27 protein-coding genes are annotated in these 25725 nt (G+C 37.3%); 21 read left to right on the forward strand and 6 right to left on the reverse strand.

The features are described 5' to 3' along the window. The first annotated feature begins 51 nt into the window (after positions 1–51). Both AC012T_RS07900 and AC012T_RS07905 read left to right on the forward strand, forming a co-directional pair. Complete coding sequence (locus AC012T_RS07900; RefSeq protein ID WP_487064594.1) at positions 52–348, forward strand: hypothetical protein; 297 nt, start codon at positions 52–54, stop codon at positions 346–348. A gap of 207 nt (positions 349–555) precedes the next feature. Next, the gene (locus tag AC012T_RS07905; protein WP_487064596.1) at positions 556–792 is read left to right on the forward strand and encodes a DUF7219 family protein; all 237 of its coding nucleotides are present in this window, start codon (positions 556–558) and stop codon (positions 790–792) included. A 217-nt stretch (positions 793–1009) separates the two neighbouring features. On the opposite strand, the gene AC012T_RS07910 is transcribed toward AC012T_RS07905, so the two are convergent. Further along, positions 1010–1333 carry a muconolactone Delta-isomerase gene (locus AC012T_RS07910; RefSeq protein ID WP_487064598.1) on the reverse strand — a complete coding sequence of 108 codons (324 nt, stop codon included), beginning with the start codon at positions 1331–1333 and terminating at the stop codon, positions 1010–1012. Between the two features lie 318 nt (positions 1334–1651). Between AC012T_RS07910 and AC012T_RS07915 the strand changes: the two genes are divergently transcribed. The 6 genes from AC012T_RS07915 to AC012T_RS07940 all read left to right on the forward strand — a co-directional run bounded on the left by AC012T_RS07915 (position 1652) and on the right by AC012T_RS07940 (position 6239). After that, positions 1652–1918, forward strand: coding sequence for a hypothetical protein (locus AC012T_RS07915; protein WP_487064600.1), 267 nt, complete (start codon positions 1652–1654; stop codon positions 1916–1918). A gap of 219 nt (positions 1919–2137) precedes the next feature. Further along, entirely contained in the window at positions 2138–2329 is a 192-nt protein-coding gene (locus tag AC012T_RS07920; protein ID WP_487064602.1) for a PIN domain-containing protein, read from the forward strand. 78 nt (positions 2330–2407) lie between these two features. Next, entirely contained in the window at positions 2408–2857 is a 450-nt protein-coding gene (locus AC012T_RS07925) for a QcrA and Rieske domain-containing protein (RefSeq protein WP_487064604.1), read from the forward strand. Positions 2858–2880: 23 nt separating this feature from the next. After that, positions 2881–4107, forward strand: coding sequence for a HEAT repeat domain-containing protein (locus tag AC012T_RS07930; protein WP_487064606.1), 1227 nt, complete (start codon positions 2881–2883; stop codon positions 4105–4107). 131 nt (positions 4108–4238) lie between these two features. Beyond that, positions 4239–5180 (forward strand): LysR family transcriptional regulator, encoded by a 942-nt coding sequence (locus AC012T_RS07935; RefSeq protein ID WP_487064608.1) that lies wholly within the window; start codon positions 4239–4241, stop codon positions 5178–5180. A gap of 240 nt (positions 5181–5420) precedes the next feature. Then, entirely contained in the window at positions 5421–6239 is an 819-nt protein-coding gene (locus AC012T_RS07940; protein ID WP_487064610.1) for a DUF3598 family protein, read from the forward strand. Between the two features lie 313 nt (positions 6240–6552). Here AC012T_RS07940 and aat read toward each other — a convergent pair whose 3' ends face one another. Next, on the reverse strand, positions 6553–7128 hold the full coding sequence (gene aat, locus AC012T_RS07945; protein WP_487064612.1) for a leucyl/phenylalanyl-tRNA--protein transferase: 576 nt from the start codon (positions 7126–7128) through the stop codon (positions 6553–6555). A gap of 115 nt (positions 7129–7243) precedes the next feature. Here aat and AC012T_RS07950 point away from each other — a divergent pair, with 115 nt between their 5' ends. After that, positions 7244–7573: a hypothetical protein gene (locus tag AC012T_RS07950; RefSeq protein ID WP_438889586.1), complete on the forward strand. Its 330-nt coding sequence runs from the start codon at positions 7244–7246 to the stop codon at positions 7571–7573. 253 nt (positions 7574–7826) lie between these two features. Here AC012T_RS07950 and rpsN read toward each other — a convergent pair whose 3' ends face one another. The 3 genes from rpsN to rseP form a co-directional block, all read right to left on the reverse strand. Beyond that, positions 7827–8129 (reverse strand): 30S ribosomal protein S14, encoded by a 303-nt coding sequence (gene rpsN, locus AC012T_RS07955; protein ID WP_438889585.1) that lies wholly within the window; start codon positions 8127–8129, stop codon positions 7827–7829. 234 nt (positions 8130–8363) lie between these two features. Further along, positions 8364–9008 carry an endonuclease III gene (nth, locus tag AC012T_RS07960; protein WP_487064615.1) on the reverse strand — a complete coding sequence of 215 codons (645 nt, stop codon included), beginning with the start codon at positions 9006–9008 and terminating at the stop codon, positions 8364–8366. A gap of 234 nt (positions 9009–9242) precedes the next feature. Continuing rightward, entirely contained in the window at positions 9243–10343 is a 1101-nt protein-coding gene (gene rseP, locus AC012T_RS07965; protein ID WP_487064617.1) for an RIP metalloprotease RseP, read from the reverse strand. A gap of 209 nt (positions 10344–10552) precedes the next feature. On the opposite strand from rseP, the gene AC012T_RS07970 reads away from it, so the two are divergent. The 8 genes from AC012T_RS07970 to AC012T_RS08005 all read left to right on the forward strand — a co-directional run bounded on the left by AC012T_RS07970 (position 10553) and on the right by AC012T_RS08005 (position 17212). Further along, the gene (locus AC012T_RS07970) at positions 10553–11980 is read left to right on the forward strand and encodes an aspartate ammonia-lyase (RefSeq protein ID WP_487064619.1); all 1428 of its coding nucleotides are present in this window, start codon (positions 10553–10555) and stop codon (positions 11978–11980) included. 126 nt (positions 11981–12106) lie between these two features. After that, the gene (locus AC012T_RS07975; protein ID WP_487064621.1) at positions 12107–12556 is read left to right on the forward strand and encodes a DUF29 domain-containing protein; all 450 of its coding nucleotides are present in this window, start codon (positions 12107–12109) and stop codon (positions 12554–12556) included. A gap of 40 nt (positions 12557–12596) precedes the next feature. Next, complete coding sequence (locus AC012T_RS07980; RefSeq protein WP_487064623.1) at positions 12597–13568, forward strand: Npun_F2552 family protein; 972 nt, start codon at positions 12597–12599, stop codon at positions 13566–13568. Between the two features lie 943 nt (positions 13569–14511). Further along, a complete protein-coding gene (locus AC012T_RS07985) occupies positions 14512–14700 on the forward strand; it encodes a TLTLP motif-containing protein (protein ID WP_438889580.1) in 189 nt (62 codons plus the stop codon). A gap of 94 nt (positions 14701–14794) precedes the next feature. Beyond that, positions 14795–14944, forward strand: a complete 150-nt coding sequence (locus AC012T_RS07990; RefSeq protein ID WP_487064625.1) for a hypothetical protein — start codon at positions 14795–14797, stop codon at positions 14942–14944. Positions 14945–15098: 154 nt separating this feature from the next. Further along, positions 15099–15611, forward strand: coding sequence for an inorganic diphosphatase (locus AC012T_RS07995; protein ID WP_015213675.1), 513 nt, complete (start codon positions 15099–15101; stop codon positions 15609–15611). 306 nt (positions 15612–15917) lie between these two features. Beyond that, positions 15918–16301, forward strand: coding sequence for an aspartate 1-decarboxylase (gene panD, locus AC012T_RS08000; protein ID WP_015213674.1), 384 nt, complete (start codon positions 15918–15920; stop codon positions 16299–16301). An 11-nt stretch (positions 16302–16312) separates the two neighbouring features. Continuing rightward, positions 16313–17212 (forward strand): MBL fold metallo-hydrolase, encoded by a 900-nt coding sequence (locus AC012T_RS08005; RefSeq protein ID WP_487064628.1) that lies wholly within the window; start codon positions 16313–16315, stop codon positions 17210–17212. 188 nt (positions 17213–17400) lie between these two features. Here the strand turns inward: AC012T_RS08005 and AC012T_RS08010 are convergent, their stop codons facing one another. Beyond that, complete coding sequence (locus AC012T_RS08010) at positions 17401–18267, reverse strand: helix-turn-helix transcriptional regulator (protein WP_487064630.1); 867 nt, start codon at positions 18265–18267, stop codon at positions 17401–17403. A gap of 154 nt (positions 18268–18421) precedes the next feature. On the opposite strand from AC012T_RS08010, the gene cas3 reads away from it, so the two are divergent. The 4 genes from cas3 to cas10d all read left to right on the forward strand — a co-directional run bounded on the left by cas3 (position 18422) and on the right by cas10d (position 25656). Beyond that, entirely contained in the window at positions 18422–20638 is a 2217-nt protein-coding gene (gene cas3 / locus AC012T_RS08015) for a type I-D CRISPR-associated helicase Cas3' (protein ID WP_487064632.1), read from the forward strand. A gap of 265 nt (positions 20639–20903) precedes the next feature. After that, on the forward strand, positions 20904–21149 hold the full coding sequence (locus AC012T_RS08020) for a hypothetical protein (protein ID WP_487064634.1): 246 nt from the start codon (positions 20904–20906) through the stop codon (positions 21147–21149). Between the two features lie 12 nt (positions 21150–21161). After that, a complete protein-coding gene (locus tag AC012T_RS08025; protein WP_487064636.1) occupies positions 21162–22181 on the forward strand; it encodes a PDDEXK nuclease domain-containing protein in 1020 nt (339 codons plus the stop codon). A gap of 16 nt (positions 22182–22197) precedes the next feature. Continuing rightward, on the forward strand, positions 22198–25656 hold the full coding sequence (cas10d, locus tag AC012T_RS08030; protein ID WP_487064638.1) for a type I-D CRISPR-associated protein Cas10d/Csc3: 3459 nt from the start codon (positions 22198–22200) through the stop codon (positions 25654–25656). Positions 25657–25725 lie beyond the last annotated feature (69 nt).

The raw sequence follows: 25725 nt of genomic DNA on the forward strand, positions 1-25725 counted from the left end.
AGCATTTGACTGTGGGCTATTTCTTACAATTTTTTTGGGAGTAATAAATATATGGCTATGATTTTTTGCGCCTTATGTGCTTGGATAATGACGATTTTATTGCTTTGCAGTGTTTGGTTAACGGTAAAAAAAGGAATCAACTATTTATATAAATTACATCAAATTCCTTGTCATAATTGTGAATATTTTACTAATGACTATCGTCTTAAATGTACTGTACATCCTAAGAAAGCTTGTTGTGAACACGCCATTGGCTGTGTCGATTTTGAGCCAAAAACTGCTGCTTGTAATGCTTGTCAAAAGGGTCGAACATGGAAAATAGGAAAAAGTGATTTACAATATGATTGAAATTAACAGATTTAATATAGCAATTCCCAAGCTCATGAAATACACCCCACCCGCGCTGTCGCGCACCCTCCCCTTGGTAAGGGGAGGGTTGGGGAGGGGTAATTTTGTATCTAACTAGAGTGGGAAAGGCTATAACTAAATACATTTATTGCCTCTGATCAGATTTTCTTAACCATCAATATTCATCTTGAATCAGTACTTAAACTTATGAATACAAGCTCTGATTTTTTATCTGAATTATCTGATTTTCTCTATCCTCGTAGTCCATATCATGGAGAATTGAAGACGGAGTGTTTAAAGTTTAATTTACATCTGCAAGAATTTTCTCAACGAGTAAATTATATTTGTAGTTTACAAACTGGTGGTAAAATTGCTCCAGAGGAAGCTTACAAGCAGATTCAACTTCTCTGGAGACAATTAAAGTCTGTCAAAAAAACACTATAAGTTAGCTATACTGCAAATGGGTGAAATCTGGACTTATGTCATACTGAGCGTAACGTAGTGCAGCGTTCGCGGAGCGTCTCGTAGAGAAGTATCTCGGAGATTCTTCACTTCGTATGGCTAACGCCACGCTTCGCTATCAGAATGACACTTTTAACCCGTTCTTAGTATAACTAATCTGCAATCAACGAATTTTTAAGTCAGGGTATTATATTTTTGTCTACTTTTCTTTTTTCTCTAACCTAGCTTTGATATCTACTGCAAAGTCTTCATATCTTCTCAAAGGAGTTACTTCTACTTGCACATTTTGACCCATTTTTTTCATGATAGGTAAATCCAAGAGAATTTGATCAAGGGTGTCAGGTGTGGGAACATCCACAATTGCAATTACTCGACGAGTTCCTACACATTTCCACAAATCTACAACAATTCCTGCTTGTTTTGCTTGCAATGCTGCATCAGCTTCTTCATTCCAAATTGTAAATAGTTCTTGCTGTGTCATGTTGTCGGGGTATTCGACATGAAAATCTAGGTGATATAGCATGGGTAATTTTCCTAAGAGTGTTTTGTTAATTACAAATAATAAAATACTACAGATGAATGTTTCGCGCAAAGTATGATGATAATTTCAACTCACAGAAGTTCTAAAAGATTCTAAATAATCTACTAGACAATCTGGTGTATCAGCATATTGAGACAAATCAGAAATTAGTGTTGTTTCCCTCAAATTTAAGATAACTTTTATTTTTTTAGTAAAATACTTGGGATTTCCTGTATTTGCTTCTTCAACTAGTTTTACGTAGTTTATTAAACTGGCACTTTAGTATTAATTCTTCATAAAAGAGATACAAGAGCCGAATATATGAAAACCAGAATTGAGAAAGTTGTCAATATTTTAATGGAAGAACGTCCGTTATTTAAGGAAGAACTAAAGGCAGAGGAAATAGTGGAAGAGTTATGTAACTTATTTCAGCAAAATTTACCTATTGAGAAGTTTAATAGTATGGAAGACCAGGAATTAAAAGCACGTTGTAGTGGGATTATGGTGACAGAAGCAGTAGCAGGCACATTAAATGTATTAACTCCCGAACAATTAGCAATTTTTGATGAAATGATTAAACGTAAATAGAGAAAATGACTTATTTATTAGATACCAATATTGTCTCCTTAGAACTAAAAAATAATCCCATAATTAAGAAAAGACTAAAACAATTTCAATCGCAATAAGGATTATTGAGTATCAGTTGTATTGCTTACTTTGAAGTTAAAAGAGGTTTGTTTACAGTTAACGCAACTAAACAATTAGAAAGATTTGATAATTTTTGTAAGGATTATCAAATCATTTTTTTTGGATGATTTAGCAATTGTGGAAAAAGCAGCAGAAATTCATGCAAATCTCAGATTAAGAGGTTTACCAATACAAACAGAAGATATTTTAATTGCTGCGACTGCTATTATTAAGGGGTTTATTGTAGTTTCTAATGATAGTGATTTGTTGAGGGTTGAGGGGTTAAGTTTAGAAAATTGGTTACAGGAATAAAGTCAAAATAATGACAGCATGAAATTTATCAGTAATAATAATGAATATTCAAAAAACAGACAGCAAATTAAAACAACTATGAAGCGTCGTGATTTTATCAATTGGGTAGGTTTGGGTTGTTTAGCTAGTTCTTTACCTGTAGCGCTTGCTGCTTGTTCTCCTGAAACGAATACAACAGCATCTTCCGCAGCTTCTCAAAATAATTCCGCTGCTGCAAACTGGCAAAAAGTTGGTACTGTGGCAGAATTAGATAAAACTGGCCAACTCTTGGTGAAAGATTCTCCTCTGGGTACGATATTGGTAGTTGGTACATCTAAAAATGCCAGAAATTTGATTGCTGTTAACCCTACTTGCACTCACAAAGGTTGCACAGTTGAATGGAAAACAAATAAAAATAACTTTGTTTGTCCCTGTCATGATGCAGAATTTAGCGGTAATGGTAAGGTACAAGCAGGCCCAGCAGAAAAACCACTCAAAACTTTCAGCGCCAAGATTGAGGGAAATTCAGTTTTAGTGAAAACAACTTAAACTAATACAAATTTATACAGGTTATGGTGCATAAGATCCCCCATGTTTTGCTAAAGTCGCAAACCACAGATTTTTCATCACTGATTGAATATCTGCAAGCATCAGTTTTGGAATCTCCAGATTCAGAAATAGTTGAAAATCAAGAATATTTGCTGCAATTAGCACTTTCAGCTTTACAAATGGGGGACTTTCACGAACGCTGGCAGATTACTAAGGTTTTGCTACGTTTAGGAAACATTGCTATACCACCGTTAATCGAAATTTTAGCAGATGAAAATGCAGAGGAAGAGTTACGCTGGTATGCTGCGCGGACTTTGGGGGAATTTCAACACCCAGATGCGGTTACGGCTTTGGTGGAGTTGTTGAGTAGTAATGAAAATGGGGAATTGAAGGATATTGCGATCGCAGCTTTGGGACAAATGGGTAAAATTGGAGTTGCTACACTGTCAAAACTTTTAGCACAGGAAGATTCTAGACTTTTGGCGGTGCGATCGCTTTCCCAGCTTTCTACTCCAGAAACAATTGCACCTTTATTAAGTGTAGTTGAAGATTGCCAACCTGCTATCCGTGCTGCTGCTATTGAGGCTTTGAGCAGTTTTCATGATGCAAGGATACCACCAATTTTACTCAATGCTTTAGAAGATGAAGAAAGTGTAGTTAGACGTTTAGCTGTGCTGGGTTTAGGTTTTCGTCCTGATTTACAAGACTCTTTAGATTCAGTTAGAAAACTGCAAACCCGTTTGCATGACGTTAATATTGATGTCTGTTGTGCAGCGGCAATTGCCCTTTCTCGGATGGGGCGTGATAATGCAGCTAAGTGTTTATTCCAAGCGTTAATATTACCTCAAACAGCAGTAATATTACAGTTAGAAATCATCCGGGCTTTAAGTTGGATGGAAAGTAAATCAAGTTTGGAGTGTTTACAAAAAGCACTTTATCAAGTTTCTCTACCATTGCTGTGGCAAGAAATTGTGACGGTTTTGGGTAGAGTGAAAAAACCGCATTTAACTACTTTGGCTACTGATATTTTATTAAAATTGCTGCAACTTCAGCACCCAGCAATCCATATTACTAGCCTTAAAAGTTCTATTGCCCTTTCTTTAGGAACATTGGGACAAATCCAATCTCTTGAACCGCTAATTTTTATGTTAGTAGATGCTGATGCCCACGTTAGAATGCACGTAATTGCCGCTTTGAAACATATCTCACCAGAAATTGCTCTTCAACAATCACAGCAGTTAGAGACTTAGCGCACAAGAGTACGGATTAAATCCAAAATCCAAAATCCAAAATTGATGGACTTGTATCAAAATGTACTAGGATAAAGCAGCAGATTTTGTATCGCTGTCTCAATCTCAGTTACGAATTACGAATTATTAAAATGCGTTTAGAGCAGTTGCAAGCTTTTTTGGCGATCGCACAAACTGGCAGTTTTCAACAAGCAGCAAAAAAGTGTGGTGTTACTCAATCGACTGTCAGCAGACAAATTCAAGCACTAGAAGCAGATTTAGGTGTAGAACTATTTCATAGAACAACTCACGCTAAACTGACCCTAGGGGGTGAACGATTGTTACCTCGTGTCCGCAAAATTTGCCAAGAGTGGGAAACTGCAACGGCAGAATTAGCCGATTTAGTCGCGGGAAAACAGCCAGAATTATGTATTGCAGCTATTCATTCTGTATGTGCATCTTATTTACCACCAGTTCTGCAAAAATTTTGTCATAGTTATCCAGATGTACAGTTGCGTGTAACATCATTAGGAAGCGATCGCTCTTTGAAAGTTCTCAAAGACGGTTTGGTAGATTTGGCAATTGTTATGCATAATCGCTTTTTAATCACTGGTAGAGAAATGGCGGTGGAAGTACTATATGAAGAGCCAATTGAAGTTTTAACCGCAGCTAATCATCCCCTAGCCAAGTATGAATCTATCCCTTGGTCAGATTTAATTCGTTATCCACAAGTGGTATTTAAAGATGGATATGGAATGCAACGTCTCATCCAAGATAGATTTGAGCGACTGGAAGCTACACTTATCGCTGCTTTGGAGGTAAACACTTTAGATGCTTTTCGCGGTGTAGTCCGTCAAGGAGAACTCATTGCTTTACTACCACAGTCTGCATTAATGGAAGCAAAATGTGATCCTAGTCTGGCTGTTCGTCCTCTAGCCTGCAATACTAATTTAGCTGATAATTCCAGCTTAACCCGTCGGGTAGTGATGGTAACAACTCACGACCGTCTCCAGATTCCTCCTATTCAGCATTTTTGGCAATTAGTTAAGGATAATATTCCTCCGCAAGTTGAGGAAAAACGCTCAGTTTCTTAAATACTTCCTATCAGAAGAATATGGATTAACGTGAGTTCGGAGTTCGGAGTTTCTCCTTAGGAGACGCTACGCGAACGGAGTTATGATTTTTAAGGGCGAGATAATAAGGGTTTGAGACTCCTCGCGGAGGCGAGTTTTCCACAAATTATCTTATGTCGAACTCAGGTGAAATAATTCGTAATTCGTAATTTGTAATTCGTAATATTGCCTCTGGTCTGGTTAAATTACAGGACTTATTTTATGACATCACAATGGGAATGCTTGCTGCAAAATCTTGGTGAATGGCAAGGTTCATTTGCTCGTTATTCACCTCAAGGGAAACTATTGGCAGATATCCCTAGTGTAGTTTCCTTGGCAGGTTTAAACAATAATCAGACTATTCGCCAGGTTGTTAGCCGTCAAGGGCAAGAAGATTTAATTTTAGAATACAGTTCCCTGGCGCAGAGTACGTTGTTTTTTGAAAATGGCGCTTTTTCCCAAGGTTCGATTCAACTAGCACCATTTACAGAATTTGGGGCTGAACTCGGTTTGATTTATGAAAATCGACGTAAACGTCTAGTCCAATTATTTGATAAAAATGGACAATTAGATAAAATAACCCTGATTCGTGAATATCTAGGGGGAACTCAACCACCAGTAGAAACCCCAATCTTACAAATAGATGACTTATTGGGAGAATGGCAAGGTGAAGCAGTAACTATATATCCAGATTTGCAAAAGCCCAATACCTACTCTACAAAACTGCACCTACAATTGGATGCCGCAGGAAAATTAATTCAAAATACCAGTTTTAATGGTCGCACAATCACCTCCACCGCTACTATAAAAGATTCAATCATCATCTTTGATCAAAATCCCCAAAAGCAGGTACAAGTTTTACTCTTACCTGATGGCGCTTCGGCAACTTCTCCCTTACAAATGCAGTTGCGTCAACCTTTATTTTTAGAGGTAGGGTGGCTGATTAAACCAAATTTACGCCAACGCTTAATTCGTAGCTATGACGATAAAGGCGCATGGGTTAGCCTTACCCTAGTCACAGAAAATCGCGTCAGCAGGTGATTGAAGGCAGAGGAAAGATAATAGGACTTACGCATTGACAGAACATACCGAATATATTTTATGGAAAAAACCGGATCTGTCGCAGGGGTTTAGGAATGAGCTTTACCCATAAAGTCATGAGTAATCAAACCCTAAAACGACCTATGTTTGATGAATTTGTACAGTGAGTAAGTCCTATATTTGATGGTTTATGTGAAACAGATATAGTGATCCGATTTGATTTATGTATCCCTTACGGGAGGTGTAAGCCATATTTTTCGTAGAGGCAGGGAACAGGGAACAATATTTGACCATTTCCCCATCCGCCCCGCACTCACTCTAGGGAACAAGGAAGTTGTAAAGCTCGCTGAAGCAAAATATCATATTCTTTATTATTAATAGGATAAGCCCCAAATCTGGCTAAATGGGGATTCATCATTTGCGCGTCAAACAGCATAAATTTCTGTTGGCGCAACCTTTCTACCAATTTCACCATTGCTACTTTAGAACCTTCAGGAATGCGGTAGAACATTGATTCACCAATGAAAACACCACCAATCACAATTCCTAAAATTCCCCCTGCAAGTTGATCACCTTGCCAAGTTTCAAAACTATAAGCATAGCCTGTCTGGTAAAGTGACCAGTAAATCTTTTGTAATTCTGGAGAAATCCAGGTTGTTTCACGGTTAGCACAACCAGCAACCACACCGAGAAAATCGCGGTTAATCGCTACTGTAAACCTGTTTTGGTTGAGAACACGCTGTAAGGACTTGGGGTAGCGAAATTTTTCATCCAAAGGGATTAGAGTTCTTTCCTTACTTCCATACCATCCCAGTCCATTGCTCTCATCAGCCATGAGAAAATAACCTTGAGCATAACCTCGAATAATAGCGGCGACATCATATTGCATAGTTCAGCAGATCATCAAAAAAAGCCCCAGACGAAAGCACCTTGCTATTATCAGCAAGATTCTAAGTTCTTCTGAGATTACCTTGGTAAACAAAATCTATTTAAGATATACAAAGATGACTGAGCCAATTTCGTCCATTACTTTACCACCGTCTGAGAATCCTCAGTTAGAAGGTGAATGGTTGCAAAAGCGACTACTGCGGTGGCTAGATGCTGAATTTCTTCCTGAATTAATTAATCAAAAAATCGCTCAACGGGCAGCACAGATTTTTGTGCGACAACGTATGGAAGGAGAGAACGACTTAGGATCTCTGGTAATTGCGATTGTGACAGAGATGCAGGCATTCGATTTTTCCAAGAGCTTTTATGGAGAATTTGCGATCGCCAACGCCGTTAGCGATCTACTCTTAGAAAGTCTGGGAATTGATCGTTGTTGTGGTCAATAATTATCTTGGTCATTGGTCATTGGTCATTGATTTAGAGTAAATGACTAATGACCGAATTTTAGATTTTAAATTTGGGATTTTGGATTGAATCATCAAAATCTTCAATTGAAACTAGGTTTCAGAGCTACCGCTGCTTCAACTATGGAAAAATCCTGTACTCGCCAATCCAAAATCTCTTGCCTAAGCCCCAGAATAAAGGTGTGGGGTCAATCTAAAATCTAAAATCTAAAATCCAAAATTGATTGACCATTGATTACCAGCTAGACTTAACAACGCCAGGTAAAAGCCCTTGGTGCGCCCATTCCCGCAGTACGTTCCGAGACAGTCCAAAATCACGGTATACAGCTCTAGGACGACCTGTAACCCAGCAACGATTACGACGACGGTTAGGCGCACTGTTACGAGGTAATTGTTGAATTTTGCGGTGGATTTCCAGCTTATCTAGGGGAGATTCCGCACTTTTGAACTCGTCTAATAGTGCTTCCCGCTTGTCAGCATATTTTTCCACCATCTTGGCGCGTTTTTTCTCGCGCTCAATCATGCTCTTTTTTGCCATGAATTCCCTAATCTAGTTAAAGACACCATTCCCCATCATACAATGTCCAGAACAATTATAGGGAAATTGCTAATAAGGAGTTCGGAGTTTCTCCTATGCCTACGGCACGGCTTCGCCGAACGGAGACGCTTCGCGAACGGAGTTCGGAGTTTGGAGGCAGGAGGCAGGAGGCAGGAGTTTGGAGACGCTACGCAGACCGGCGGTTTTGTATCCTGAATCTTTATGTGTATAAAATTATAACTTCCTTGCACATAAATCAGCCAATTCACAGACATCACAACCAGGAGAACGAGCCTTACACACAGCCCGACCATGATAAATTAAACGAATTGACCAATTTTCCCAATCTGGTTGGGGTAATAACTTCATTAAATCTTTTTCAATCCCCACAGGTTCAGTATTTGTAGTCAATCCTAAACGTTGACTTAACCGCTTTACGTGTGTATCTACTGTCACCCCAGCATTGATGCCATAAGCATGAGCTAAGACTACATTTGCTGTTTTCCGTGCTACTCCTGGAAGTTTTAAAAGTTGTTCCATTTGATTAGGAACAATAGAGTTAAAATCATTCACAATCATCCGACAAGCGCCTTGAATATTCTTGGCTTTATTGTGATAAAATCCAGTCGAACGTACTAATTCTTCTAACTCTAATAAATCAGCTTTGGCTAAATTTTCCGCATCAGGAAATTTCCCAAATAATGCCGGGGTAACTTTATTGACTCGTTCATCTGTACATTGAGCGGAGAGAATAGTTGCTACTAATAATTGTACAGGAGTTGAATAGTCTAAAGAGCAAGTAGCATCTGGATAAAGATGCTGGAGACGAGAGAGAATTTCTAAAGCGCGTTGCTTTTTTGATAATGATTTACGAGTCAAGAAATTTTAGATTTTAGATTGACGATTTTGGATTTATTTTCTAGTTTTTCTCGGTCTCTGATTCTAGAATCTGCCTGATAGGATAGTTGAGGCAGAGCCTCAGTAATAGCATTCCCAGCCGGAGACTGGGAACGAGATATACTACTGTAATCACAGTTACTGGAACAATTTTAGGATAGTTGAGGCAGAGCCTCAGTCATGGCATTCCCAGCCGGAGACTAGGAACGAGATATACTACTGGAACAATTTTTGTACCCAATCTAACTGGGATGTTAACTGAGTTGTTTCTTTAACAATTAGGAAAATACCTAATCCTAAGAGTAACACTAAACCAGTTTGCATCACACCTTCTTGAATTTTCATAGGTAAAGGCTTACCGCGTAAACCTTCAATGAGCAGAAAAGCCAGTTGTCCACCGTCTAAGGCTGGTAGAGGTAAAATATTGATAACTGCTAAGTTAATGCTGATAATTGCTGCAAAAGAGAACAAATTAGCAAGATTGTCAGCAGCTAATTTTGCGCCAATTTTAACAATATTTACTGGGCCGGAAACTTGACCAACGGTTTGTTGAAAGTTGGTAGCTAATTGTCCAAAGCCTTTGAGTGTACCCACCAATAACTGTTGAAACCGATTAGCTGCAACGGTGAATATCTCCCCAGGATTTTGAGGACGACGATAAATTGCTTTGCCATTGGGGCCTAGTTCAATCCCAACTAAGCCTTTACCGTCAGCACCCTGTTGAGGAGTTAATTTCAGGGGGATTTGTTGGTTTTGTTGCTGAACTTTCAGATCGATTTGCTGATTTGGATGGGTTTGAATTTCTTTGGTGAGTAACAAAGTTGAACTGCTATCAGCTGCGAGTTCTTGACCATTAACTGCCAGTATAATGTCTCCTTCTCTCAGACCGGCTTGGTAAGCAACGGATTGTTCATTAACTGGTTTGACAATGACACCGGGTTGATACTTAAATTCTTGTGGTATGCCAACGATACCCAATTGCAGAGCCAGCATTAAATAGGCAAATATGAGATTTGCTATTACTCCAGCACTAATGACGATTGCTCGGTCTAAAACTGGACGGTTCCGCAGCAGATTTGGGTCGTTGGGTGGAATTTGGCTATCAGGATCGTCATCAGGGAAGCCGACAAAGCCACCTAGAGGGAAAGCGCGGATAGTATATTCCGTTTGTGATCCTTGGTACTTTAAAAGAATCGGCCCAAAACCCAAGGAAAAGCGGTTAACGTAAATGCCTTGAGAACGGGCAGCTATAAAGTGTCCAAACTCATGTACCAAAATCAAAATAGCCAAAACTGCGATCGCTGCTAAAACTGACATAGAGCAAATTAATCAAAATACTGACATATATCTTCTTATTGTAGTTTGGGAATGGGCTTAGAGGGATGAACTATCCGACAATATCAGCGCTGTCTGGGTTGCTTTGGAGTCTGCGACAACCTCTGGACGCGAAATATATAATTTCTAAATTAGGCTTTTAGTGTACTTGCATGGGATGATCTCTATTTTGAGATTATTCAAACCAGACTATGACTGACAATACAGATTTTCGCATTGAACGGGATTCGATGGGCGATCGCTCTATCCCTAATCATGTTTATTACGGTATCCAAACCCAACGCGCTATCGAAAACTTCCCCATTAGCGGTTTAAAACCTTTACCCACTTACGTTGATGCTTGTTTATATATTAAAAAAGCTACCGCAATTGTCAATGGTGAACTGGGTTGTATTCCCGCAGATATAAGTGAAGTTATTATCAAAGCTGTTGATGAAATCCTTGCAGGTAAGTTACGAGATCAGTTTGTAGTTGATATCTACCAAGCTGGTGCAGGAACTTCTCACCACATGAATGTTAATGAAGTTCTCGCAAATCGGGCTTTGGAAATTCTTGGGGATGAAAAAGGCAATTACAAACGGGTTAGTCCTAACGATCATGTGAACTATGGCCAGTCTACCAATGATGTTATCCCTACAGCTATTCGCATTGGTGGTTTATTGGCACTTACCCAAACTCTACACCCAGCTTTAGAACAGGCAATTTCGGTTTTAGAAGCAAAAGCGGCCGAATTTCAAGATATTGTCAAATCTGGGAGAACACACCTGCAAGACGCTGTACCTGTGCGTTTGGGTGAAAATTTCCGGGCTTGGGCTTATATTCTTTCAGAGCATCAAAACCGTCTTTATATCGCTTCTGGAGATTTGATGGTGTTGGGTTTAGGTGGTAGTGCTGCGGGAACAGGTATGAATACTCATCCTGAATATCGCAAACGGGTGGTAGAAGTGCTTTCACAGTTATTAGAGTTTCCCCTAGAACCTGCACCGCATTTAATGGCTGCAATGCAAAGTATGGGTGCATTTGTGAATGTTTCCGGGGCGTTGCGGAATTTAGCCCAGGACTTGGTGAAAATCTCCCATGACCTACGTTTAATGGATTCTGGCCCCAAAACAGGGTTTAAGGAAATTCAACTGCCTCCAGTCCAACCTGGTTCTTCGATTATGCCGGGGAAATATAACCCGGTGATGGCAGAGATGACTTCAATGGTCTGTTTTCAGGTGATGGGATATGATAGTGCGATCGCACTCGCTGCCCAAGCTGGACAATTAGAATTAAATGTGATGATGCCCCTCATTGCCTATAATCTAATTCACAGTATCGAAATTTTAGGTAATACTATTTCTGCTCTCACTTCCAGCTGTATTCAAGGTATTACGGCTAATAAAGAACGTTGTTTAGCTTACGCAGAAGGTAGTTTAGCATTAGTCACCGCCTTAAATCCTCACATCGGTTATTTAAATGCTGCGGCTGTGGCTAAAGAATCTTTGGAAACAGGTAAATCTCTGCGTCAAATAGTGCTAGAAAAAGGCTTAATGACGGAAGCAGAATTAGCCACCGTCTTAGATTTAGAGCAAATGAGTGCGATCGTTGCGCTGACCTCCGGTATCATTCCTTTATAAAGATGTAGGGGTTTAGCAATGCTAAACCCTCAAAAAATGTTTAATTCTTATAATTTATGGCGATCATCCCCACAAAAATTAATTCATATTACTATATAAATAGAATACTCTCAATAGGTCAGAGTTATGAAAACTATTACCGATTTAAAACAACTCTACGAAATTGATGATTCTCAATGGCTAGAAGAAACAATCAAATTGCTTAAAAATCACCAATTTCAAAAATTAGACTTAGATAATTTAATTGAGGAGTTAGAAGATTTGGGAAAAAGAGATAAAAATGCTGTAGCCAGTCTTCTAGAACAGATTATACGTCATTTATTACTACTTCAATATTGGACAAGTGAATATGAAAGTAATTCAGTTCACTGGCAAGGAGAAATTTATACTTTTAGAATTCAATTAAAACGCAAGATTACTAATAATCTTCGTAATTATTTAGAAGCAGAATTAAATTCTATTTATAAGGATGCGTTAGGTTTTGTGAAAATTAAAACTCAAAATTCCGTTAATTTTCCACCAGAATGCCCTTACTCCCTTGATCAATTACTTGATATCGAGTGGTTTCTCAATTAAATTTCGTTTATATTATTTTCATATAACGCAATTATTAACCATGCAAACACAAAAACCGTCTGTCAGCCTGATTCGGGCTAAATCTTACGAACAAGATGCTTTAAAAGAATCCTTGGAAACCCTGCTAGAAGCCTATGGGGGAATGGCTGCTTTTGTCAAAAAGGGCGATCGCGTTTTACTCAAACCTAACCTACTCACCGGTTCTCGTCCTACTAAAGAGTGTACCACGCGCCCAGAATTAGTTCGCGCCGTTGCCGAAATGGTAATTGCTGTTGGTGGTAAGCCATTTTTAGGAGATAGTCCCGCTTTTGGTAGTGCTAAAGGTGTCGCTATCGCTAATGGTTTATTACCAATTTTAGAAGCATTAAATTTACCAATTGTGGAGTTTCACGGTAAACGTTATCAAACAGTCAACGACAATTTTAATCACCTGCTACTCTCTAAAGAAGCAATGGAAGCAGATGTGATTATTAACTTACCCAAAGTTAAATCTCATATGCAATTAACTGTTACTTTAGGAGTCAAAAATCTCTTTGGTTGTGTTCCTGGGAAAATGAAAGCCTGGTGGCACATGGAAGCAGGAAAAGATGCTGAAAGATTTGGCGAAATGTTGGTAGAAACTGCCAGGGCTATTAATCCCACTTTAACTATTTTAGATGGTATTATCGGTCATGAAGGCAATGGTCCAAGTGGCGGAGAACCTCGTAATTTAGAAGTTTTAGCAGCATCAGAGAATGTGTTTGCTTTAGATAGAGCAATGTTAGAAGTTCTCCAAGTTTCACCTGCACAAGTTCCCACCGTTGCAGCTTCCCAAAGATTAGGAATTTGCCCCGAATTAAGCGATATTGAGTTTCCTAATTTATCACCAGATTTACTCCAAATTGCAGATTGGCAATTACCAGAAAAATTAATGCCCATTGATTTTGCCATGCCTCGTGTGATTAAGTCTACATTTAGACATCTTTATATCCGATTTATCAAAGAACCAATGAGTGCTTATGGCAAAGGTTGAGCTATTTCGGGGCTACTCTCCTAACTCACTTTAAACTGAAGGAATAATGGTGGGTTAGGAATGTGAATTAAATAAAGTGCAAAAGTAGGGTGTGTTAGCGACAGCGTAACGCACCATTCCACGTTAAATCAGAATTGCAGGTTATTAAATTTGCGTTCCTTAGCGGAATGTAACCCACGCTACAATTTTGGGGTAATTTATTTTTTTGTGTTTCCTTAACCTTTCAAAGCATTAACTAAAACTAACTTCTTTAGCCTCCTGCTTTGGGAATAAAGGGGGCTAACTTATTTAATCTACTGATATATAGATTGCTAAAAAATTAGTCATAAGTACTACGATATACAATTTTTAGTTGTTCATATTTTTAGTTAAAATTACTGAATGTTAGTAGAAAATTTTTATCACAGTAACTTTATTTTCAGCGTAGAAATATTTTGTAAAAAAATTATGGCAGTGATTTTCCGGAATGCTGGTAGCTTTGATTGTATCTACATCTGAGCGATCGAAAATACCAAATATGCTGTAAGTGGGTTTAGCTAACTTTTTGGTGTATCAAACCCCAAGAAATCGGCGCAATTAACCTAAATACAAGTATTTTGAGGTGTTAGACTGATAGAATATGCGAGTAATCTCCCTAGATTCTCAAATCTCAATTCAAATCCACAGGGTAATTAATCATGCTGTGATCATGATCACTAAGTCAAGTAATCCTGACATGAAAGAAGGAAGTTTATGAAAGAATTAGTCACCAAATAAAGCATCAAATCTTTGATCTTTAATTTGTAACAAAATAGCCATGTATAAAAACAGAGTGTGCCACTTTTTAAACTGGATGAAATTCTTTAAAGCTACAGATTTTACCGAAGAAAAATAGCTAAAATAGTATTGAGACTCTCTTTTTTGGAGAGCAAAACTACAGTGATATGAAGAACCACAATTTTGTATGAATTCAAATAGCCCGTCTGCCAATTCTCACGACACATATTCCCAACGTTTGGCAGACATTGTGGGAACTGCGATCGCTCTCATTACCCTTATCCTACCGGTGTTTATAATTTCACACTATTCTTCACCTGATGTTCAAAATAATCAGCAACAGCTAACCTATCATCTGGCCAGAGGTAAAGAATAAACATAAACTCCAGAAAATACCACCAGCGAGAAATTAGCTGGTATTGACCAAAATTACCCCCAAAGGTAAATAAGTCCCAGCGAAATCTCAAATAATGACGGAAAAAAGCGTTGCTAGAAATTGGCAGCGTTTTTTTATAGCAGGACTGACGCAAAACATTACGAAAGTAGGGGTAATACCTCAACGGGCAAGCAAGCTACATGAATTACCACTACGTAATAATCAGGTTTTCAGCCACATCTAGGGTAAGTCCTCTCCCTATTGAAATAGTACAAAAGGACTATAAATTGCAGTTTATGATGAATAGCTTGGGAAGAGATCCACTATTGCCCTAAAATCTGATACGGGGAGCCGAACTGCGTGCTACCTTGATTCACTGTTAGCGAAGGAGTTTTGTTGTGGATTTATCTCTTATTCCTGCCCAACCGAAACCGGGTGTGATCAATGTTCTGATTGAAATTGCTGGCGGGAGTAAAAATAAATACGAATTTGATAAGGATTTGCAAGCTTTTGCCCTAGACCGGGTACTTTCTTCTTCCGTACAATATCCTTACGACTATGGTTTTATACCTAACACTTTAGCTGATGATGGCGATCCGCTAGATGGTATGGTCATCATGGATGAACCCACCTTTCCTGGTTGCGTCATTCCAGCAAGACCGATTGGTTATTTAGAAATGATTGATGGTGGCGATCGCGACGAAAAAATTCTTTGTGTACCCGACAAAGATCCACGCTACGCCCATGTAAAATCTTTGAAAGACATAGCGCCCCACCGTCTGGACGAAATTGCCGAATTTTTCCGTAGTTATAAAAATTTGGAAAAAAAGGTGACAGAAATTCTCGGTTGGCAAGATGTAGACAGGGTTGCACCCTTAGTAGAGAAGTTCATCAAAGCTGCTAAAAAATAGATGGTGGGGTAATGGGTAATGGTTGACTGTAAAAGGGAAACAAGGAATAGATACTGTTCTGTGTTACCTATAACCTGCTGTTTACTTATTACCAATTACCCTTCGGATTCGTCAGTCGCACCCTGGTGGAGAAGCCAGCTATATAGGGAAGCCGATCCTTAGGGGTTTGGCAGTAGCTTGAAGCGGAAGAACCCACCCAATCGCGCTGACTCACAAATTACTGATGTTACAATTTCAACAAGCACCTATAAATCAACTAAAGAGACTTAAACTACTCGCGGTTGTTACGGAAAAACCCAAAACGAAATGCAGCGCACTCTCCTTTTGGCTAAGATTCATAACTGTACCCTCACGGGGGCAAATCTCCACTATGTGGGTAGTATCAGCATAGATGAAATTCTTTTAGATCAAGCTGGTATTTTACCTTACGAGCAAGTACAAGTAGTAAATAATGCTAATGGTAAGCGTTTTATTACTTATGCTATTCCTGCCCCCGCTAACTCAGGAACAATTGAGTTAAATGGAGCGGCCTCACGTCTAGGCATTATTGGTGATCGTTTGATTATAATGACTTACGGGCAGTTTACTTTAGAAGAGTTAAAAAACTACTCTCCTACGGTCGTCATTGTGGATGAAATAAACAGGATGCTAGAAGTAAGAAACTACGATGATCTGCTCAGTAAGCTCTAATTTCAAAAAAAATGCCAAATTTTGAGCTATCTGATTCTCAAACCTATGTCGATCAAGAAGTAACTCCCATGCTAAATAACCTTGCTGGGGAGTTTTGGGTTAAATTTTGGGGGGTACGCGGTTTAATTCCTACCCCAAATAGCCATACTTGCGGGTATGGCAGTAATACTGCTTGTGTAGAAATATATGTAGCAGGAAAACGTTTGGTTTTTGATGGAGGTACTGGCTTACGCGTACTAGGTAAAACTTGGCAACAACAGGAAAATCCGCTAGAGGCGCATTTATTTTTTACCAATTGCCAGTCAAATCGTATCCAAGGATTTCCTTTTTTCTCTCCTGCATTTATTGCCGACAACAGCTTTCATATTTATGGTACTGCTGCCTCAAATGGTGCGTCAATTAAACAATGTTTATGTGATCAGATGCTCCAGCCTCACTTTCCTTACCCTTTGCAGGTGATGCAGTCGGAGTTGATTTTTTATAATTTGACTCCTGGTAATTTGGTAGAGTTAGGCGAAGTCAAAATTACAACGGCATTAATCAATAAAAATCAGAGGTCAATTGGTTATCGTATCAGCTGGGGGGACTATAGTGTTGCTTACGCGACAGATTTGCATCAAAGTCTGGATTTAGAAGAACAAAAACAAATTCTACAAATTATTGACGGTGTTGATTTGCTGGTTACTAATGCCACTTACACTCCACCAACTAATAAAAACCATGAATATGCTGAATTACTCTGGAAAACTCCCGTGGATTTAGCACAAAGTGCTGGTGTCAAACGCTTGGTGATTTCACACCATCATCCAGATGATGATGATGTTTTTCTTGACCAAATTCAAAACCAACTTAAAGCTGCTTTTCCTAATGTGTTATTAGCTTCTGAGGGTATGGTATTACTTGTAAATTAGTAATTTTAAATTACCTAAGACGGTAGGGTTAGCTTAAATAGTGATATTTAAGTAATTTTATTTATGCGTTTCTAAATGGAGTTTGATGAAATTTAGAAATAAATTCAGGAGTTAATTTGACGTTTTATTCTGTGGCTTGCTTTCCCGCTGCGACAGATTATAACTCCTGAATCGTTTTTTGATGGATTTTAGGAATGAAAGTTTAAGTCATAATGTTGAGATAGGGTGATAAGTTTGGCTTTGATGAGCGATCGCACATTATCCGGTGAGACTACAATACAATCAGATGAATATTGCATGATTTCCCGAATAAACCAAAATGTATTCGATACCTTTCTAATGACTCGCTTCACTTGTGTTTTATCTGGTATCCATTCCACTGTTTTATCCTCTGGTTTGGTTTGATATGCAAAAGCTAAGTTGTTCAATATGTGCATTTCCACATCTATTTGATCTAAGCTAGTACGCCATTTTCCAGTAATTTCCGTAACTGCTGCTTCGTTAATTCTGTCTAAACGGAAACACCAGTTATGTTGTAATTCTGGGATATCAAAATTGCCTTCAGTTTCTTCACACCAACAGTCAAGATATTGACGCTTTTCGTGAGGAGTAATTTTTGCATAACGAACTGTAAAATTAAACACTCGTTCTGCTGCATCTTGATAAGCCAGTTGAAAGGGTTGTTGACGCAATATATAGTGATCAACTTGTAAACGCCATGATGGAAGAGAATTATTGAGGAAAGCTTCAATTTCCTTCCGCATGGGTACGGATAATTCGCTGCGTTCTAGTAACAAATGGGCGATAATTTCCGCTTGTTCAACTTGTCCGATGTCGGTTAATACAGCTATACAGCGATGTAAGGCACGGATACGTGAATCCTGCCAGTCATGATTTTTACCAACTATTAATTCACGTTGTGCGATCGCTTTGATGAGTTTGGAGATATTGGGATCTTCTCCCCACATCATACCGAATTCGAGAGCGATCGCTTCTAGTTCGCTTTTATCTCGTTCTGATACCGACAGGGTTATAGACTGACCTTTACGACTCATTAAAAGTGTCCGTATACTTTATACTTGTTTTCTCTTGCCAACTTTTATTTTCAGTGCCATTATAGGTTTTAGCAACGAGTTACGGACAGTTTTTAAGGTAAAAATGAAAAACTGCAACCAATGGTTGCAGAAATTGAAATAAGTTATTAAGGGTATGTCAGAAAATTACAGTATTCAACTCAAACCTGTTTATTCGCAAACGGTTCCCACACCTGACGGGGTAAAATTGCCAGATGGTTGGTCTTTATCTTGGCATCAATTAGAGACTTTAAAAGCATTACGCGATCCCAATATTGACGTAGTTTTCAATACTGCAATGACTGGAGATGGTAAAAGTTTAGCTGGATATTTAGACATTTTACAAAGACATTCTCCGGTTTTGGGGCTATATCCTACAAATGAACTTGCTAGAGATCAAGAGAAACAAATTAGGGGATATATTGATAAATTTAAACCTGAACATGAACCACGTGTTAATCGTTTAAGTGGACAAGAATTAGAAATTTATGCTGAAAAAGAAAACTTAAAAAAAGGAGTAGCCTTAGAAACTCGCGCTGCACAATCTGAAATTTTACTTACCAACCCTGATATTTTTCACTATCTTCATTATGGTGCATATTTACTGTACAAAGATAATCCTGATAAACTCTGGAATAGAATAGATAAACGATTTAATGTTATCATATTTGATGAATTTCATGTATTTCAATCTCCACAAATTGCCAGCGTAATTAACACAATGTTGTTAATTCGTCGTACTAACAGACGGAAAAAGTTTTTATTTCTTTCTGCTACACCCAATCCCCAGTTAATTGAAAGACTTAAATCAGCAGAATTTCGCTGTCATGAAATTAACCCACTGGAAGAGAAAAAATATTACTTTCCCAATAGTATTGATGATTGTCAGCAGCTAAAAAACCAAGATTGGCGAAAAGTAGTCGGGGAAATATCATTGCAGTTTGTTAGTTTAGAATCTACGTCTAAAGCTTCTGAAACTTGGTTAAAAGATAATGCAGAATTGATATTAAAACATTTACAAAACCATCCAGGTAGCAAAGGCGCAATTATTCTAAATTCCATTGCTGCTGTAAAACGCTTAAAGGATTTTTTTACAACTTTTTTCCAGCCTTATAATTTCACAGTTGAAGAAAATACTGGGTTATCTGGTAAGAAAACCAAAGAAAAATCTTTTGATGCTGATTTAGTTTTAGGGACTAGTACTATTGATGTTGGTGTAGATTTCAAAATTAACTTTTTGTTTTTTGAATCAGCAGATGCGGGTAATTTTATCCAGCGTTTAGGTAGACTCGGAAGACATGATAGTTATGAACGGGATGGAAAGCAGATTAATTTCAATGATTTTACTGCTTATGCACTTGTCCCAGATTTTCTAGTGAAAAGGCTTTTTGAAAAACATGAAAATGATGAAACACCTCCTTTAAAAGCAGGTGAAGTTTATGAACGTCCATTTTTTCATGATCAAATTAGAGATAAATACCGCAAAATCAATGATTTTACAGGCTATTACTTTAAGTGGGGAATTGTTCAATCTATGCGACTGGTTCGACAATTGGGACATCCTAATATTAAACAACAATATGCAGCAGGTAGTCAGGAATCACTCAAGAAAGATTGCGAGATAGTTTTTGGCACTGACAAAAGAAAAGCTAATCTTAAAGCAGCATTTATTCGTAGCAAAGAATGGGAAGAAAAATGGCAGGAACTTTCAGGAAAAGATAAAGGAAATCCTATTTTAGAAGAAGCTGTGAGTTTTCGCGGTAAAAGTCCTTTACTGTGCGGAATTTATGACATTACAGAACAAAATGAGACTGATAAATTCAAAACCTACGATTTACCTGGCATTCTTAGCAACTTGGAAATTGAACCAATGACAGCTACAGAATTTGAACGTCGTCGCAAAGAAATTTCAGAACGCACAGATATAGCCATTCCCAAAGGTAGATTTAAACAATGTCTAGGGTTTATGAAATTAATTCGCTATCGTGAAGAAAGACTAAATTGGAAATTTACTTATCCTGGGAATTTAAAACCTTTTGCTGATACTTGGGATGTACAGGTATTATTAGATATTCAAGTTTGGCAACCTGTAAATTATTGGATTAGTGAAATTAACAAACAATTGAAAAAACAGGCATTAGTTAGTTATATATTGCCTTTTCCTGTGGAGAAAGTACGTCAGCAAGGAAGATTACCCATGCACTTTCAGATTTACCCTATTAGTGACCAGTATAGTGTTTTGGATAATACACCTCCATACTGCATCGCCTTTGGGCAGTCTGCACTATTGCTAGACACCTTGACACACTGGTTTAAGAGTAAAGGGGATGAGATCTGGATAGCGCAGTGTTGATATCCCTAATAGGGGTTCGCTGCTTTGTAAGCAGGGTAGAGTCAGCATCAGTGAATGATGAGTCTGTGTTTCAATCCCTAAGAAGGGATTATTTCTAAGACCCTACGAACTAAGGATAGCATAAAAAAGCCATCTAGATTTTTTATGGTTACAGAATCATATTCACAGATTATTTGTTGAAAGAACAAATTTGACTAATATTTGCTGGTCTTATAAAAAAGAGTGTGCTAGGCTCTAAGTAATCCTTTAGACAGGGAAAACGGAGATGCAAAGCCAAAACCTCGACCCTTTAGATCAACTTCGTTATGTCATCAATGATCTAATTGATCGGATTAAAGCGCAGCAGCAACACAATCTTATTCAAGATAATCGAATTTCAGAACATGACCGTCGAATTGAAGAAATGGAGGAATCAATGGACTTATTCTTTAGAAAACTCGGTCAATTTGATTATCTAATTGGTAGAAATCAGGAACTAGAAGAAAAAAATAATTTTGACTGTAAAGATTAGAACATTGCTTTTATGAGTAATTCCATTTCTGACGAATACACACATCTACTTATGGAAGTACAACAGCGGATTCGTTCAGCCCAGTATGAAGCATTAAAGGCAGTTAATCGGGAAATGATTAACTTGTATTGGGATATTGGACAGATGATTGTTATTAAACAACAGGATGCTGTTTGGGGTAAATCAGTAGTAGAAAAATTAGCAAAAGACTTACAAACAGAATTTCCTGGTATTAGTGGTTTTTCTGCTAGAAATATCTGGAATATGCGGAATTTTTACATCACATATAGCCAAAATGAAAAACTGCAACCATTGGTTGCAGAAATTGGGTGGACTCACAATTTAGTCATTTTGGAAAGGTGTAAAGATGATTTAGAACGAGAGTTTTATATTAGAATGACTCGAAAATTTGGCTGGACAAAAAATGTTTTAATTCACCAAATTGAAAATCAAACTTATGAAAAAACTCTTCTTAATCAAACTAACTTTGATCAAAATATTTCAGTAGAGATACGTAACCAATTAAAACTAGCAGTTAAGGATGAATATACCTTTAATTTTTTGGAATTAGCAGATGAACACAGCGAACGACAGCTAGAAGAGTCAATTTTAGCAAAAGTTCAACCATTCTTACAAGAAATGGGTGGTATATTTGCCTTTATTGGTAGTCAATATCGCTTAGAAGTTGATGATGAAGAATATTTTATAGATATCCTATTATATCATCGGCGTTTAAAGTGTTTGGTAGCAATAGAATTAAAGATTGGTAAATTTTTACCTGAATATGTGGGCAAAATGCAGTTTTATTTAGCTGTTTTAGATGAAACTGTCAAATTACCAGATGAAAACCCTTCTATTGGGATTATTCTTTGTAAATCCAAACAGAGAACCATTGTTGAATATGCACTAAAAGAATCTAATAAACCTATTGGTGTGGCAACTTACCAAATAGTTTCTAAATTACCACAAGAACTAAAAAATCAACTTCCAGATCCAGAACAAGTTGCTAAATTGCTAGAAGGATTTGAATAAACATTAGGTGCAGAAAATGGCTAAAAAAAGTAAAAAATCAGATGAGCATCAACAATTATCACTTTTAGAAGTGGAAATAACAGATAATTCAAACCCTGAATTATCAGATGATGATTGGATGACAGGTGATGATTCTGATTTTGAATATACATCTAATCTAAAAATTGAAACAAAAACAGGAGCAATACTCACACTCAGGTTATTGCAAAATGCAATTAAATCAGAAAATTCTGATGATTTAATCATGCAAGAATTTAGTGATTGTGTTTTACCTAATCTTTTACGGGTAGCGGTTGGAGTCACAGCCAAAGGTGGTAAATTTTTTGATTATCTCGATCAGAAGAAAGCGGAAGAAATAGAAAATTACTATCAAAATAATTTAGGAAAGAATCAAAAATTAAAAGAGCCGAAAAAAATTGATCGTAGAAATGCAGGTGATCAATCCTTAAATACTCATTTACTCAATGGGTTACTACCAGCTAATTTAATAGAACGTCGTCTAAAGAAACTTAATACAACTGTAAAAAGAGTTATTCAAGAACAAGAACGGCGTTTATTAATTGCTGGATTTATTCTTCATGATTTTGAAAAATTTGATTATCGGCTATTTCCCAAAATGCCAGATGCTTATAAAGAAATTTGTCAAGATAAAGAACAAGACATTCGTAAGTTATCTGTAGATGCTCACAGAGAAATTATAGATGTTATGGTTTGTGAATTAGGACTTGATAAATTTGTCAGCCCTGATGAACCATCAGCATGGTTAGAATATCGAGATGATTTGTTATTTATTGCCTATAATGCCCAGCGTAGAAATGATACAAATCTCAATCTTTCTGAGTATGGGTTACAACCACTAATTGATGATAATATACTGATATGTCTTGCTGATTTAACTTGTTTAGCTGATTTACTTTCTTCAATTATCAAACATCCTCAAGATGCCGAAAATCAGACATTAAATGGGATTCTCCACAGTCTCAGCGATGGTAAATTAAAATTCACCTATCATCACATTGCTGAAAATAGAGGTGTTTTAACCAACGTTGTTAATAATGCTGTAATTGAAGCTCACACTAACTTAAATACAGAAGAAAATAGATATTATCAACCCTTATTATATCTACCAACAGGGGTAATTTATCTAGCGTTGCGTGATGCTCCTCCTATCTCACTAGAAGATTTACCAGACTTGGTAGTTAATAAAATTAAATCCCTTTGTAGAGATCAATTAAAACTGAGACAAACGGGATTTGGTAGAGATGGAAAAGGAATGAAATATGCTGAATATTACAACCTCTTTTTTGAATCTCCTGGTTTAATGCAAGTTGCGTTAGATGCTACTTTACGAATTCTCAATACTAATAAACCATCTGTTGCTAAAAGCCGCAGTGAGAATTTAGTAAAGTTCCAAAAACAGAATGTTTTATCTGTTGATTATGATTTTAACTTTGATGATAGTATTCGCATTGATCAAATTGCCGAATTTGGAGATTTAATTACTCGCAAAATTTGGGATGAAACAGTTGAGAGAATTGAAACAGCAAGAAAGAAAGATAAAAAATTACCAGAAGTTCCCAATTTTGATTTAACGCACAAAGTCGCGGAATTTTGGAATTTAACAGAATATCTTCCCCAAGTTAGAGAAATTCAATGTATCAATGAAAGTTTGAAAGAACAAAAACTCAAAGGTAATACAGGAGGTGTACCTTATGAATGGTATTATCTAGCGGCTAAATATTTAGAAAAAAATCCAGGTATTGAAGATGTCCGCGAAAATTGTCAACAGGTAATTTATTACTTAACAGATTTAATTTCCCCAATTCTTGCACAATATCAATTACCTGATGGTTGGGATGATTTAAGACTGTGGGTATCAAGAGTTGTGATGTTACCCACTACCAATACAGAAACATCTGTAAAAACTGAAATTGATAATTTTATCAATGAGTTGAGTAATTATAATGCTGCTAAAAAGCCAGGGAGAGGTAAACAATTAATTTGTTCAATTTCTCATTCTGCTTATTCTGTAACTGAGCAAATGGAATCAGCAGTTTTATTTACACCTCAAGTTTATACAAATAAACAAATGTTAGGAGGTTCTAACGCTAAACGAAATATTTCTAGTATTGCTGGTGTAGAAATGATGTTGAGACAGATTCTCATGAATCAAACTCAAGCTGTAGGTAAAAGATTTGAAGATGGTAAATATCGCTATCTCTATTTTTATCCAACTTATTACTTCACTCCAGAAACTAATAAGTTTTTACAAAAAGCTTACATGAATATTGCTCAAACTCGCTTTGATACTAGCATCCGTAATCATTTCATAAGTAAAGATTTACAGGTTGATTTAGGTAAAGAAAATTATCAAAGTGTGGATAGTTTCTTAATTGATGAGAATTTAGATAGTGAAAAAGACCGCACATTTAAACTTTCCTATCCTGAAGATCAACCATTAACATTTTACTTCATGGCTTTACCACCAGGAAGAGACAGCACTGATACCGAATCTTGGATAATGCCGAGTTGGTTAGCGTTTGCTTTCCCCATGATTTTAGATGTGAAAACTGTAGTTTCTGAGTCTCCTATTCCTCCATTTAATGATGGTGCAGAATTTGAAGAAACCGTATTTCTGGATAGTGCGCCTCATGCCTTTCGGACTTTGGTAAAAAGAGATAGATTCAGACTTGATTACATTCTAGAAGGCTGGGAAGAGTACGGTATTCAATATCCTGCACCTTTAAATGTTTTAACTGCGGCTTACGCTATTCATTTAGATGTGAATGCTAGACAAGGTAAAACTGGATATGATGCTAATTGGGGGAAATTTACGGAATTAGCAAAAGATTTTGAAACCAGTCCTCTGTATGTCTTTGCTTATCTGAATAAATGGGTACGTAACCAAGGAGTTGAAAACGCAAGAATTGAGAAAATCAAACTTTACACCTATCATTTTTACCCTTGTTTTGACTCTTATACAAAATTTGATTCTACTAAGGAGGAATTAATTGTGGGAGAAATATCAACCTTGAATCATCCAAAGAAATTAACGGAATTATATCGCCGTTTTTATCGGGCAAATAAGCGGTTTAATCCTAAAGCTAATGCTGTTTTAAAACCCATTGATATTGCTGCGGAAACTATTCTTAAAGCAGATTCCATTGTATTTGATGGAGAAACTTTAATTTCAGCCGTAGCAGCAGAGGTTTTTAAACTGATGGATCGGGTACATTCTTCTACTGCGGAAGGACGTTGGATCATGAGTAAAAGGGAGGAAGAAAGACAAGCAGTTTTAGAGTTTGCAAACTATTTTGTTGTGGATGTATTTGAAAAATCGTTTGCAAAAGATCGCGCACGTTTAGCAGGTCGTCAATTAAACCTCATTCGAGATACTTGTGAGTTTCTTTACCGTTTAGAAGATGACAAAGAAAACGCAGGAAAAACTAAATCTGAAATTGATGAAAATGAATAATCAAACCACACCTTTTCTCGTTCCCAGTCTCTGACTGGGAATGCCTAATAGAGTCTCTGACTCTACCTT

Source organism: Anabaena sp. EIM26, from assembly GCF_057568715.1.

Excerpts from the sequence above, each read along its gene's own strand:
- AC012T_RS07915 (WP_487064600.1), top strand. The coding sequence starts at position 1,652 with ATGAAAACCAGAATTGAGAAAGTTGTCAATATTTTAATGGAAGAACGT.
- AC012T_RS07975 (WP_487064621.1), top strand. The coding sequence starts at position 12,107 with ATGAAAACTATTACCGATTTAAAACAACTCTACGAAATTGATGATTCT.
- AC012T_RS07950 (WP_438889586.1), top strand. The coding sequence starts at position 7,244 with ATGACTGAGCCAATTTCGTCCATTACTTTACCACCGTCTGAGAATCCT.
- AC012T_RS08020 (WP_487064634.1), top strand. The coding sequence starts at position 20,904 with ATGCAAAGCCAAAACCTCGACCCTTTAGATCAACTTCGTTATGTCATC.
- AC012T_RS07985 (WP_438889580.1), top strand. The coding sequence starts at position 14,512 with ATGAATTCAAATAGCCCGTCTGCCAATTCTCACGACACATATTCCCAA.
- AC012T_RS07990 (WP_487064625.1), top strand. The coding sequence starts at position 14,795 with ATGACGGAAAAAAGCGTTGCTAGAAATTGGCAGCGTTTTTTTATAGCA.
- AC012T_RS07935 (WP_487064608.1), top strand. The coding sequence starts at position 4,239 with ATGCGTTTAGAGCAGTTGCAAGCTTTTTTGGCGATCGCACAAACTGGC.
- AC012T_RS07905 (WP_487064596.1), top strand. The coding sequence starts at position 556 with ATGAATACAAGCTCTGATTTTTTATCTGAATTATCTGATTTTCTCTAT.
- AC012T_RS07925 (WP_487064604.1), top strand. The coding sequence starts at position 2,408 with ATGAAGCGTCGTGATTTTATCAATTGGGTAGGTTTGGGTTGTTTAGCT.
- cas10d (WP_487064638.1), top strand. The coding sequence starts at position 22,198 with ATGGCTAAAAAAAGTAAAAAATCAGATGAGCATCAACAATTATCACTT.
- cas3 (WP_487064632.1), top strand. The coding sequence starts at position 18,422 with ATGTCAGAAAATTACAGTATTCAACTCAAACCTGTTTATTCGCAAACG.
- aat (WP_487064612.1), bottom strand. The coding sequence starts at position 7,128 with ATGCAATATGATGTCGCCGCTATTATTCGAGGTTATGCTCAAGGTTAT.
- AC012T_RS07930 (WP_487064606.1), top strand. The coding sequence starts at position 2,881 with ATGGTGCATAAGATCCCCCATGTTTTGCTAAAGTCGCAAACCACAGAT.
- AC012T_RS07940 (WP_487064610.1), top strand. The coding sequence starts at position 5,421 with ATGACATCACAATGGGAATGCTTGCTGCAAAATCTTGGTGAATGGCAA.
- panD (WP_015213674.1), top strand. The coding sequence starts at position 15,918 with ATGCAGCGCACTCTCCTTTTGGCTAAGATTCATAACTGTACCCTCACG.
- AC012T_RS08005 (WP_487064628.1), top strand. The coding sequence starts at position 16,313 with ATGCCAAATTTTGAGCTATCTGATTCTCAAACCTATGTCGATCAAGAA.
- AC012T_RS07970 (WP_487064619.1), top strand. The coding sequence starts at position 10,553 with ATGACTGACAATACAGATTTTCGCATTGAACGGGATTCGATGGGCGAT.
- AC012T_RS07980 (WP_487064623.1), top strand. The coding sequence starts at position 12,597 with ATGCAAACACAAAAACCGTCTGTCAGCCTGATTCGGGCTAAATCTTAC.
- AC012T_RS07910 (WP_487064598.1), bottom strand. The coding sequence starts at position 1,333 with ATGCTATATCACCTAGATTTTCATGTCGAATACCCCGACAACATGACA.
- rseP (WP_487064617.1), bottom strand. The coding sequence starts at position 10,343 with ATGTCAGTTTTAGCAGCGATCGCAGTTTTGGCTATTTTGATTTTGGTA.
- AC012T_RS08025 (WP_487064636.1), top strand. The coding sequence starts at position 21,162 with ATGAGTAATTCCATTTCTGACGAATACACACATCTACTTATGGAAGTA.
- AC012T_RS07900 (WP_487064594.1), top strand. The coding sequence starts at position 52 with ATGGCTATGATTTTTTGCGCCTTATGTGCTTGGATAATGACGATTTTA.
- AC012T_RS08010 (WP_487064630.1), bottom strand. The coding sequence starts at position 18,267 with ATGAGTCGTAAAGGTCAGTCTATAACCCTGTCGGTATCAGAACGAGAT.
- rpsN (WP_438889585.1), bottom strand. The coding sequence starts at position 8,129 with ATGGCAAAAAAGAGCATGATTGAGCGCGAGAAAAAACGCGCCAAGATG.